The organism is Psychrosphaera ytuae, assembly GCF_017638545.1.
Lineage (GTDB): Bacteria > Pseudomonadota > Gammaproteobacteria > Enterobacterales > Alteromonadaceae > Psychrosphaera > Psychrosphaera ytuae.
Map to the genome: position 1 here is coordinate 1,819,789 of NZ_CP072110.1, position 11,280 is coordinate 1,831,068.

Consider the following 11,280-nt stretch of genomic DNA (forward strand, 5'->3'; position numbering starts at 1 on the left):
AGTTTTATTATGAATATCGAATATAGAAAACCTTTACCCGGTGCCAAAGTCGATTACTTTGATACCCGTGAAGCCGTTAACGCCATATCTCCTGGCGCTTATGAAAAACTGCCTTACACCTCAAAAGTGCTCGCTGAGAACTTAGTTCGCCGCTGCCCTTCAGAGTCACTTACAGACTCACTAAAACAAATTATTGAACGCAAACGCGATTTGGACTTCCCATGGTTTCCTGCTCGTGTTGTATGTCATGACATTCTTGGTCAAACCGCTTTGGTTGACCTAGCAGGCCTTCGTGATGCTATAGCCGAGCAAGGCGGTGACCCAGCAAAAGTAAACCCAGTTGTACCGACACAGTTGATTGTCGACCACAGTCTTGCGGTTGAACACGCAGGTTATGAAAAAGACGCATTCGAAAAAAACCGTGCGATTGAAGAGCGCCGTAATGAAGACCGTTTCCATTTTATTAATTGGACCAAAACAGCCTTCAAAAACGTCGATGTGATCCCGCCAGGTAACGGCATCATGCACCAAATTAACTTGGAGCGCATGTCGCCAGTGATTCAAAACCGCGATGGCGTTGCGTTTCCTGACACCTTAGTCGGCACCGACAGCCATACACCTATGGTTGACGCGCTAGGCGTCATTGCCGTTGGCGTTGGTGGTTTAGAAGCAGAAAGCGTCATGTTAGGTCGCGCTTCTTATATGCGCTTACCAGATATTATCGGTGTAGAACTCACAGGCAAACCACAGCCAGGAATCACCAGTACCGACATCGTATTGGCCTTAACTGAATTTTTGCGTAAAGAGCGTGTTGTTTCGTCTTATTTAGAGTTCTTTGGTGAAGGTGCGAACGCCCTTACCCTAGGTGACCGTGCAACAATTTCAAACATGACTCCGGAGTTTGGCGCAACAGCAGCTATGTTCTACATAGACCAACAGACGATTGATTATCTGACGCTGACAGGTCGTGACGACGAGCAAGTCAAATTAGTCGAGACGTATGCTAAACAAACTGGCTTATGGGCTGACGATATGACAGGCGCGCAATACGAGCGTGTTTTGAGCTTTGATTTATCAAGCGTTGTACGCAACATGGCAGGCCCTTCAAACCCACACGCACGAGTAGCAACAACTGACCTCGCTGCTAAAGGTATTGCGGGTGTTGTAGAAAACGAAGAAGGCAAAATGCCAGACGGTGCGGTAATCATTGCTGCGATTACATCGTGTACCAACACGAGTAACCCTCGTAACATGATAGCTGCGGGCTTAATAGCACGTAATGCCAACGAAAAAGGCCTATTGCGTAAGCCTTGGGTTAAAACCTCATTAGCGCCAGGTTCAAAAGCCGTTACCATGTACCTTGAAGAATCAAATTTATTACCTGAGTTAGAGCAGCTAGGGTTTGGTGTTGTTGCTTATGCATGTACCTCATGTAATGGCATGAGTGGTGCTCTTGAGCCACACATCGCTCAAGAAATTAAAGAGCGCAACCTATACAGTACGGCAGTTTTATCTGGTAACCGTAACTTTGATGGTCGTATTCATCCTCATGCTGACCAGGCATTCTTGGCGTCGCCACCACTGGTTGTTGCCTATGCTATTGCTGGTACGATTCGTTTTGACATCGAAAAAGACATCTTGGGTCATGACAGCGACGGTAATCCAGTTACGCTTAAAGATTTGTGGCCAAGCGACGAAGAAATCGATGCCATTATCAAACAAAGTGTTAAACCAGAACACTTCCGCAAAGTATACGAGCCGATGTTTGATTTATCCGTCGACTATGGCGAAGACAATGACCCTTTGTATCAGTGGCGCCCACAAAGTACTTACATTCGCCGCCCTCCATATTGGGAAGGTGCACTGGCGGGTGAACGAGCACTTAAAGGATTGCGTCCACTGGCGGTACTTGGCGACAACATCACCACTGACCACTTATCGCCATCGAACGCGATTATGGCTGACAGTGCTGCAGGTGAATACCTTGCCAAAATGGGTCTTCCTGAAGAAGACTTTAACTCGTATGCAACTCACCGTGGTGACCACTTAACAGCACAACGTGCGACTTTCGCTAATCCTAAGCTATTGAATGAAATGGTTAAGGAAAATGGCGAGGTGAAACAAGGCTCTCTTGCTCGTATCGAGCCAGAAGGCAAAGTGACGCGTATGTGGGAAGCGATCGAAACCTATATGAATCGCAAGCAACCACTCATTATTGTTGCGGGTGCCGACTATGGTCAGGGCTCTTCTCGTGACTGGGCAGCCAAAGGCGTACGCCTAGCAGGTGTCGAAGTTATTGTTGCAGAAGGTTTTGAGCGAATTCACCGTACTAACTTAATTGGCATGGGTGTCCTACCTCTCGAGTTTGAGGCTGGTACAACTCGTAAAACCCTTAACATTGACGGTACAGAAACCTACGACGTTGAGGGCGAGCCTAGCCCAGGTGCAACACTCACTCTAGTCATCAACCGCAAAGACGGTGACGTGGTTAAAGTGCCGGTTAAATGTCGCTTAGATACCGCTGAAGAAGTATCTATTTATTCAGCAGGTGGTGTACTACAACGCTTTGCCAAAGACTTCTTGGAAGCGGAGGCCTAATGCATCTTCCACAAATTAAAATCCCTGCTACGTATATGCGTGGCGGGACAAGTAAAGGGGTCTTCTTTAACTTAGAAGACCTTCCTTTGGAAGCACAAGAGCCCGGTGTTATCAGAGACCAGGTGTTGTTACGTGTGATTGGAAGTCCCGATCCATACGGAAAACACACCGATGGTATGGGTGGAGCAACGTCAAGTACAAGTAAAACCGTTATCTTGTCAAAAAGCCGTAAGGCCGATCACGACGTCGATTATTTATTTGGTCAAGTGGCCATCGATAAACCATTCATCGATTGGAGTGGTAACTGCGGTAACTTAACCGCTGCGGTTGGCTCATTTGCTATCAGTAATGGCTTAGTCGATGCAGATCGCATTCCTAAAGACGGCATTGCGACGGTCAGGATTTGGCAAGCCAACATCAAAAAAACCATTATCGCTAAAGTGCCTATGACCAACGGCGAAGTACAAGAAACCGGTGATTTTGAATTGGATGGCGTGACCTTTCCTGCCGCTGAGGTGCAAGTTGAGTTTGTTGCACCTGCTGATGGTGAAGGTTCGATGTTTCCGACCGGTAATTTAGTTGATGACTTGGAAGTACCGGGCATCGGTACCTTTAAGGCGAGTATGATCAATGCAGGTATCCCGACTATTTTCTTAAACGCAGAAGAAATTGGTTATACCGGTACCGAGCTACAGGAAGTGATTAACTCGGACCCACAAGCTTTAGAAAAGTTTGAGACCATCCGCGCCCATGGTGCAGTTAAAATGGGTCTAATCCAAAACATCAGCGAAGCGGTTGCAAGGCAACATACACCAAAAGTAGCTTTTGTAGCTCCACCAGCTGAATATGTTACTTCAAGCGGTAAACATATCGACCAAACCGACATTGATGTTTCGGTAAGAGCCATGTCGATGGGTAAGTTACACCACGCTATGATGGGAACTGCAGCCGTAGCCATTGCAACAGCTGCAGCCATTCCTGGAACACTAGTGAATCTAGCAGCAGGCGGTGGTGACCGTAACGAAGTGACCTTCGGTCATCCTAGTGGCACCCTAAAAGTAGGGGCCGAAGCAAGCCTAGTGGGCGATCAGTGGCAAGTCGACAAAGCCATCATGAGCCGAAGCGCTCGAGTGTTAATGGAAGGTTGGGTCCGAGTGCCCAGTGAAACACTTAACCCATAAGCTGAATCAATCATGATCAAAAGGGGGAAATTTAGTAAAAAATACTAGATTTCCCCCTTTTTGTTTTGTACATTTTTTAAACATAATTTTCATTAACAGATTTATTGTTCCTGACACGCTCGTAGTTTTTGCCAAGGAGGGAGATGACTATATGCGCCAATTAATATTATTTTTATCTTTTATATTGCTGTTGCCACAGAGCCTTAATGCAATGGATGAAGATGATTCACAGCCAGCCACTTCTAACATAAATTTGGTTTCGGCAATCACAAAGTTCACAAATGAACGATGGCAAGAAAGCCAAACCGAATTCGAATACTTACTGAGTAAAACGCCTTATGACGCAACCGTTAACTTCTATTTAGGACGATTATCAGCAAAACAAAAAAACTTTGAGCTGGCTGAACGATACTTTGTCCGTGCCGTAGAAGTAGAAGCCGAAAATAACGATTACCTTGTAGCACTTGCTGACAATTATTTGCAGTTAGCTGAACAAGTCTCAATTTTTAGCAAAATGTCTGTGACGAGTAAGGCGAGAGATGTACTCATGCGCTCTCACAAGCTCAACCCTGAACATCCAGATACACTCTACGCATTGGGTCACTTTTTCCACTCTGCTCCTCGTCTACTCGGAGGCGACCAAGACAAGGCGATTGCCCATCTCACAAAATTAACCGAATTGTCTCCAGATTATGTCAAAGCCTATGATAGTCTTGGATATTGTTTTTTAGAAAAGGCACAACCAGCTGACGCTATAAAAGCCTTCAACCAAGCTTTACTAATAGAGCCCAATTTAATATCGGCAAAGCAGGGATTGAAAGTTGCAGAGCAGAAACTAAGTCAGTTTTAGTCTTTAGGATATTCAGTGCAACTATACGAATTTAGTACAATTGTGATCGCTGTGACGCTATTTTTTGCTATCAGTGCGGCAAACGAATTAGGGTATGGCGTAGGCCGGTATGTTCAACGCAGAACCACCGACGAGGTCAAATCATTAACCGGGTCCATACAAGGGAGTATTTTAGGTCTTCTGGCACTCTTGTTGGGTTTTACCTTCAGTATGTCGATGCAAAAGTACGACGCGAGAACTCAAGCCTTGATAGAGGAAGCTGCCACTATTCAACAAGCGCAGATTGGCGCTAGTTTATTACCAACAAAGCAACAAGATGAAATACGCTCATTACTATCTCAATATATTGAAACTAAACAAGAATTAGCCCACATAAGTGTGATTGAACACACACAACGTCAATCTCAATTAAAACAAGTTAGAGAAATTCAATATCAACTTTGGCAACTGAGTAATGACACCCAATTAGCACCAGAAATTAGATCAATTATAAGAGCTGACTTTAAGCGTGATGCCCAAATCAATAACCACGTACCAGATATTGTGCTGTATTTGTTATTTTTTGTGTTTGTGACAGCAGTTACCATTTTGGGCTATTCGGCAGGTTTGAGTGGTAAACGACTTACAGTACCTATTGCATTGGTCAGCATACTTATCACGCTTATTGTTTATATCATTATTGATTTGGACCGACCTAAACGCGGTTTGATAAAAACAGAATTAACCCCTCTTATGAGTATTTCTGACCGGCAGTTTCTACTCAATAGTGATGGCAGTCCTGCTGGGTTCAACTAAACTGAAATGAAAAGCCAATCATAGGAAGTGTAATGTTGGAATCAAAGAGTCTATTGAAGGCGGTGGTATCAATGAGTTGTGTTTTTGTATTGGTAGCGTGTGGTGCTCGAACGCCTGAACCCTACCAGAAAGATCGCGCTCCTGAGGCAAGAGACCAGTACACAGGGAACAAAGGGTTACAACAAAAACTCAAAGACGAACAAGCCATCGCCAAAAAGAAGCAAAATGAGCGCTGTGAAGAAGCGCAATTTAGGTGGATGGAAGCACAAGCGGCCGATGATCAAGCCGCTATCGCGTTAGCAAAGCGCAACGTCGATAAACATTGCGCCAAAAATTAAAGCTTTTTCTCCCAAAACTCGGCCTTGCCCATTGCTGGGTCGAGCTCGTAGCCCGCAAAACCAAATTTTTGGTAGGACGCTCGGGCAATACTGTTACCCTCAAGTACTTCTAAGGTGAGTTTGCATGCGCCTCGACTTTTGGCGATAGACTCGACTTTTTCTAGTAACTTATGACTGATCCCATGCCCTCGGTATTCAGCGTCCACGGTTACGTCGTGAATATTAATCACTGGTTTACATTTGAACGTCGAAAAACCCTCAAAGCAGTTAATTAGCCCCGCTGGTTTTGCATCGACATACGCTATCACAGAGAACGCGCCTGGTACCTTTTGTAGAGCTTCAATAAGGTTTGCTCGAGTGTACTCAGACAAAGGCTCATCTCCGCCCATTGGGTCCATGGCATATCCATTGAGTAACGAAACCAAATGCTCTGCGTGAGTTGCATTGTGATAATCGACTTCTACTAGCTCTAACTGCATGCTTACTTTCCTTTTGTCACTATTGGTCTTTTAATAAAGTTTGGACTTTATTGAGTAACTGTTGGCCACTTGGGCGTGTTTTGTAGTCAGACGAAACAAAATACCAAAGCAGTTCGGCATCTTGTTTAACGGTCTTTTTGTTAATCAGAAATACGGCTGGGTGAGGTAAGTCTTGGGCATTGCCTATGCCGTATTGCTTGGTTACCTGGAGATTAGCATCACTTAAAAACAGATAGTCTTGACCAAATTGTTTTTTAGTATTGTTAAGTGCCGCAACAGGATCGGCACTTACCGCTACCACTCTCACATTGTATTGCCCGAGTTGGGGCAACACTTGCTCAATAGAGCCGAGTTGATCAATACAGTAAGGGCACCACTCTCCGCGATAAAACATCAATAATACGTGGTGCTCTTTTAACACCTCAGAGAGTTGCACTAATCGCCCTTGGCTATTTGGCAGTGAAAAGTCTACCCAATGATCGTATTCGAGGGCCATCGCACCATCAACGTCAGAATAAGACGTTTTGAGTTTGGACTCATCTACCGGGCTAATTGAACAACCCGCAAATGCCATGATAAACAAGACGACAAAAAGTCGAGTAATCGTTGTTGATGTGTTCACTGCAAGCCCCTTAAAAATTTGTTTTTGGGTAAACTTAAAGCCTAAATAAATGCAAATGCATCAGCATACATATGCTCTTTTAGGGCCCCTTTTTGAGCAATAAAATCTTCTCTCGCAATACCGGCCATTTTAAACGGCCCAGCCAAGTAGATGTCATAGGGCTCAAGACTCATAATATCTTCCATAACTGCATGGTGGACGTAACCCGTTTTACCCTGCCAATCATCCTCACTGTTTTCTACGACTGGAATGTATTGAAAGTGAGCGTGCTGCTTTGCCCATGCTTGCAAATATTCGTCTGCGTACAGAGCGTTTTGGTCTTTTGCACCCCAGTACAAAATAACATGGTGGTTGGGTTTGGTTTCAGCTAGATAATCTGCAATTGATTTTACATAGGAAAAGCCAGTACCACCTGCCATTAACACAATTGGGCGCTCAGAAGCTGAGTTGAGATGTGCATGGCCTAAACCAATTTCTAATTCAACAACCTTATTATTTGCCATGTGATCCAGCGCACCTTGCGGATAATCGTCACCCGGGCCAGCACCAATATGCAACTCAATAAACTCAGAGTTTGGACTAGATGCGATAGAAAAAACGCGCTTGTCGTTTTCATTTAACACTACGTGCAAATATTGCCCTGCCAAAAAATGAGCCACTTGTAATGGCTTCAATTTTACAATTTTTACATAATCGGTGACCGCTTCAATGGACACGACTTCTGCACTGATTAATTTTGCAGACATTTCAATTTCCTACTTTAGGTCAAAATACCCTACCTTTAACGAACAGTTTAATACAACTGCTTGAAAGCTAACTATAGGTTCTATTTCGACTTTTTGTTATTTGTTCAAATGTTATTTATTAAGTTTGATACCAAACTCATCCCAACGCTCATCAACGCGCTGTTTAATTTCTTCGTCCATGACGATAGGCTCACCCCATTCGCGATCCGTTTCACCTGGCCACTTGTTGGTTGCATCTAGCCCCATCTTTGAACCCAAGCCAGAAACTGGTGACGCAAAATCCAAATAATCAATTGGGGTATTCTCAATCATGACGGTATCACGCGCCGGATCCATTCGAGTGGTAATAGCCCACATGACATCATCCCAGTCACGGGCATTAACATCATCGTCACAGACGATAACAAATTTGGTGTACATAAACTGTCTTAAGAACGACCAAACTCCCATCATGACCCGTTTGGCATGACCTGGATATTGTTTCTTCATGGTCACCACGGCCATTCGATATGAACACCCTTCTGGTGGTAAATAAAAGTCGACAATTTCGGGGAACTGCTTTTGGATAATTGGTACAAACACTTCATTCAGTGCTACCCCTAAAATAGCCGGCTCATCAGGTGGACGCCCAGTATAGGTTGAATGATAAATTGGGTCTTTGCGGTGAGTAATATGCGTTACCGTAAAGACTGGAAACTCTTCAACTTCATTGTAATAACCCGTGTGATCACCGTATGGCCCCTCTGGTGCGGTTTCGTTTGGATCTAAGTAACCTTCTAATACAAACTCAGCAGAAGCCGGAACTTGTAAGTCGTTAGAGATACATTTAACGACTTCCGTTTTGCTCTCTCGCAACAAGCCTGCAAAGCCGTATTCACTCAAAGTATCAGGTACTGGTGTTACCGCTCCTAAGATGGTCGCAGGATCGGCACCAAGTGCAACAGAGACTGGGTATTTTTCGCCTGGATTACTCTTTTTAAATTCTTCAAAATCCAACGCTCCGCCGCGGTGCGATAACCATCTCATGATCAACTTATTTGGACCTAACAATTGCTGACGGTAAATACCTAAATTTTGTCGCGGTTTGTTCGGTCCACGGGTTACAGTCAAACCCCAAGTTACTAACGGCGCAACATCGCCCGGCCAGCATCGCATTATCGGAAGCTTGGTTAAATCAACTTGATCGCCCTCTAACACAAACTCCTGGCACGGAGCCTTTTTTACTTCTTTAGGCGATAAGTTTAGGACCTGTTTAAAAACAGGCAGTTTAGAAAACGCATCTTTAAATCCAGCCGGCGGCTCGGGCTCTTTTAAAAACGCTAAGGTTTTACCTACCTCGCGTAATGCCTGCACATCATCTTGACCCATTCCCATCGCAACGCGTTTTGGGGTACCAAATAGGTTTGCTAATACAGGGACCGAAAAGCCTTTTGGATTTTCAAATAATAATGCAGGTCCTTCCCCACGCAGCGTGCGATCTGCAATTTCGGTCATCTCTAAATCAGGATCCACTTCCGCTTTGATGCGGACGAGCTCACCTTTTTTTTCTAACTGTTTGATAAAGTCACGAAGGTCTTTGTATTTCATTTAGATTCGAGCGTCTCAGTATTATTTTATTTTGGTTACAAAAAAGCCCAATCAAAGTTGGGCTTTTGTGCGTAAGGTTCGTTGAGAATTACGCGCCTTTTTGGCGTTTCATTGCTTCAAAGAATTCGTCGTTGGTTTTGGTCATCGCCAACTTGTCGATCAAAAACTCCATAGCTTCTACTTCTTGCATAGGGTTTACGATCTTTCTAAGTATCCACATTTTTTGCAACTCGTCTTGAGAAGTCATTAACTCTTCACGACGAGTACCAGAACGGTTGAAGTCGATAGCTGGGAATACACGACGCTCTGCAATCTTGCGATTCAGGTGTAGTTCCATGTTACCGGTACCTTTAAACTCTTCGTAAATAACTTCGTCCATCTTAGAACCAGTATCTACAAGTGCCGTTGCAATAATGGTTAAACTACCACCTTCTTCAACGTTACGAGCTGCACCGAAGAAACGCTTAGGCTTGTGTAATGCGTTAGCGTCAACACCACCGGTTAGTACCTTACCAGATGAAGGAATAACTGTGTTGTATGCACGAGCTAGACGTGTAATTGAGTCAAGAAGAATAACGACGTCTTTTTTGTGCTCAACTAAACGCTTAGCTTTTTCAATAACCATTTCGGCAACTTGCACGTGACGAGACGCAGGCTCATCAAACGTCGATGCAACTACTTCACCTTTTACTAGGCGTTGCATTTCTGTAACTTCTTCTGGACGCTCGTCGATAAGAAGTACCATCAGTGTCGCTTCTGGGTGGTTAGCAGCAATTGATGTTGCAATATTTTGCATCAACATTGTTTTACCAGCTTTAGGTGGCGCAACAATCAAACCACGCTGACCACGGCCAATCGGCGCAGACAAGTCCAAAACACGTGCTGTAATATCTTCAGTCGAACCATTACCTCGCTCCATCACAAAGCGAGAGGTCGCATGCAGAGGAGTTAAGTTTTCGAAAAGGATTTTGTTACGTGAAATTTCTGGCTTGTCAAAGTTGACTTGTTCGATTTTTAGAAGGGCAAAATAACGTTCTGAATCTTTTGGTGGACGAATCAAGCCTGAAATCGAGTCACCGGTGCGAAGGTTAAATCGGCGAATCTGGCTTGGCGATACATAGATATCGTCCGGGCCCGCTAAATACGATGAATCGGCCGAACGCAAAAAGCCAAAGCCATCTTGCAAGATTTCTAATACACCATCTCCATAGATGGATTCACCACTTTTGGCGTGTTTTTTTAGGATCGAAAAGATGATGTCTTGCTTGCGCAGACGTGCCATATTCTCTAAGCCCATCGACTCGGCTAATTTTACGAGCTCGCTAATCGGCTTATTCTTTAATTCACGTAAATGCATATTGAAATGTCTTTGTAATTGATATGAAGGTTTTAGAAGTTTATTTATTTGATAAGGTTTTGCGCATGGGTCTGCACAGATTTAGATAAGTTAGCAGTAAAATTAACCACCGTAAAGCGCCAATCCCAATAAACTTTGTCAATTTGGTCAGTTTTTTAAAAAAGACGTCAAATTTATATGATATTTACCCCGTAGAATCAATTAGGTATAGTATTTGCCATTAAAATCTTCGGCTCCAATAAAAACTCAATGAAACACATAGTTCACGTCTTTTTAGTCTTGTGTTTGGCGCTCAATTTAGTTGCGCCATCTTTGGGTTATATGGCTGGCAAGACAAATCAGCAACTACTGTGTTCGACCGAACGCCAATTGTGGGTCCCCCAAAGTCAATCCGAATCGGAATTTATTGCTACCGGTCTAGCCCTTGGTTTTAGCCTGGAGCAAATCAATGAGTTTGGCGATGGCAATGCCCTCGCGATTGGTTCAGAACATACTCAAGCAAGCCAGTTTAACTCTGGCCATTGTCCACTTTGTGTTTTTGATGAAGGCGATGCTGAAATAGCCTTGTGGGGCTTTTTTACCTACTCACAAGTTACTCCTCAAACCATCGTCAACACCACATCAACCTACTTCCCTTCGACGGCTTTTTACCTAAGGCCACCCAATAGAGCTCCGCCTGTTCTATTTAGCGCTTAAAAACACATTTTTAATCAATAAATAGGAAATC

At 44.1% G+C, this 11,280-nt stretch carries 11 protein-coding genes; 6 read left to right on the top strand and 5 right to left on the bottom strand.

Translation table 11 applies throughout. The annotated features are described in order from the left end of the window. Window positions 1-9: 9 nt before the first annotated feature. The 5 genes from acnD to J1N51_RS08140 all read left to right on the top strand — a co-directional run bounded on the left by acnD (window position 10) and on the right by J1N51_RS08140 (window position 5,762). Complete coding sequence (gene acnD / locus J1N51_RS08120) at window positions 10-2,598, top strand: Fe/S-dependent 2-methylisocitrate dehydratase AcnD (RefSeq protein ID WP_208830202.1); 2,589 nt, start codon at window positions 10-12, stop codon at window positions 2,596-2,598. Further along, complete coding sequence (gene prpF / locus J1N51_RS08125; RefSeq protein WP_208830204.1) at window positions 2,598-3,779, top strand: 2-methylaconitate cis-trans isomerase PrpF; 1,182 nt, start codon at window positions 2,598-2,600, stop codon at window positions 3,777-3,779. The genes acnD and prpF overlap by 1 nt, the downstream gene beginning before the upstream one ends. Window positions 3,780-3,930: 151 nt before the next feature. Further along, the gene (locus J1N51_RS08130; protein WP_208830206.1) at window positions 3,931-4,629 is read left to right on the top strand and encodes a tetratricopeptide repeat protein; all 699 of its coding nucleotides are present in this window, start codon (window positions 3,931-3,933) and stop codon (window positions 4,627-4,629) included. Window positions 4,630-4,644: 15 nt separating this feature from the next. Next, window positions 4,645-5,424: a bestrophin-like domain gene (locus J1N51_RS08135; RefSeq protein WP_208830208.1), complete on the top strand. Its 780-nt coding sequence runs from the start codon at window positions 4,645-4,647 to the stop codon at window positions 5,422-5,424. A gap of 32 nt (window positions 5,425-5,456) precedes the next feature. Further along, entirely contained in the window at window positions 5,457-5,762 is a 306-nt protein-coding gene (locus J1N51_RS08140) for a hypothetical protein (protein WP_208830210.1), read from the top strand. Here the strand turns inward: J1N51_RS08140 and J1N51_RS08145 are convergent. From J1N51_RS08145 to rho, 5 genes are all read right to left on the bottom strand, one after another. Next, window positions 5,759-6,241 (bottom strand): GNAT family N-acetyltransferase, encoded by a 483-nt coding sequence (locus J1N51_RS08145; protein WP_208830212.1) that lies wholly within the window; start codon window positions 6,239-6,241, stop codon window positions 5,759-5,761. The genes J1N51_RS08140 and J1N51_RS08145 overlap by 4 nt on opposite strands. A 19-nt stretch (window positions 6,242-6,260) precedes the next feature. Continuing rightward, a complete protein-coding gene (locus J1N51_RS08150; RefSeq protein ID WP_208830214.1) occupies window positions 6,261-6,863 on the bottom strand; it encodes a peroxiredoxin family protein in 603 nt (200 codons plus the stop codon). Window positions 6,864-6,904: 41 nt separating this feature from the next. Then, window positions 6,905-7,609 (bottom strand): NAD(P)H-flavin reductase, encoded by a 705-nt coding sequence (gene fre, locus J1N51_RS08155; protein ID WP_208830216.1) that lies wholly within the window; start codon window positions 7,607-7,609, stop codon window positions 6,905-6,907. Between the two features lie 111 nt (window positions 7,610-7,720). Next, window positions 7,721-9,196, bottom strand: a complete 1,476-nt coding sequence (gene ubiD, locus J1N51_RS08160; protein ID WP_208830217.1) for a 4-hydroxy-3-polyprenylbenzoate decarboxylase — start codon at window positions 9,194-9,196, stop codon at window positions 7,721-7,723. 88 nt (window positions 9,197-9,284) lie between these two features. After that, window positions 9,285-10,553, bottom strand: coding sequence for a transcription termination factor Rho (gene rho, locus J1N51_RS08165; RefSeq protein WP_208830219.1), 1,269 nt, complete (start codon window positions 10,551-10,553; stop codon window positions 9,285-9,287). A gap of 249 nt (window positions 10,554-10,802) precedes the next feature. On the opposite strand from rho, the gene J1N51_RS08170 reads away from it, so the two are divergent. Continuing rightward, window positions 10,803-11,249 carry a DUF2946 family protein gene (locus J1N51_RS08170; protein ID WP_208830221.1) on the top strand — a complete coding sequence of 149 codons (447 nt, stop codon included), beginning with the start codon at window positions 10,803-10,805 and terminating at the stop codon, window positions 11,247-11,249. Window positions 11,250-11,280: the final 31 nt, after the last annotated feature.

Bases quoted from the DNA above. Each gene is read 5' to 3' on its own strand.
- acnD (WP_208830202.1), top strand. From the start codon at position 10: ATGAATATCGAATATAGAAAACCTTTACCCGGTGCCAAAGTCGATTAC.
- prpF (WP_208830204.1), top strand. From the start codon at position 2,598: ATGCATCTTCCACAAATTAAAATCCCTGCTACGTATATGCGTGGCGGG.
- J1N51_RS08130 (WP_208830206.1), top strand. From the start codon at position 3,931: ATGCGCCAATTAATATTATTTTTATCTTTTATATTGCTGTTGCCACAG.
- J1N51_RS08140 (WP_208830210.1), top strand. From the start codon at position 5,457: ATGTTGGAATCAAAGAGTCTATTGAAGGCGGTGGTATCAATGAGTTGT.
- J1N51_RS08145 (WP_208830212.1), bottom strand. From the start codon at position 6,241: ATGCAGTTAGAGCTAGTAGAAGTCGATTATCACAATGCAACTCACGCA.
- fre (WP_208830216.1), bottom strand. From the start codon at position 7,609: ATGTCTGCAAAATTAATCAGTGCAGAAGTCGTGTCCATTGAAGCGGTC.
- ubiD (WP_208830217.1), bottom strand. From the start codon at position 9,196: ATGAAATACAAAGACCTTCGTGACTTTATCAAACAGTTAGAAAAAAAA.
- rho (WP_208830219.1), bottom strand. From the start codon at position 10,553: ATGCATTTACGTGAATTAAAGAATAAGCCGATTAGCGAGCTCGTAAAA.
- J1N51_RS08170 (WP_208830221.1), top strand. From the start codon at position 10,803: ATGAAACACATAGTTCACGTCTTTTTAGTCTTGTGTTTGGCGCTCAAT.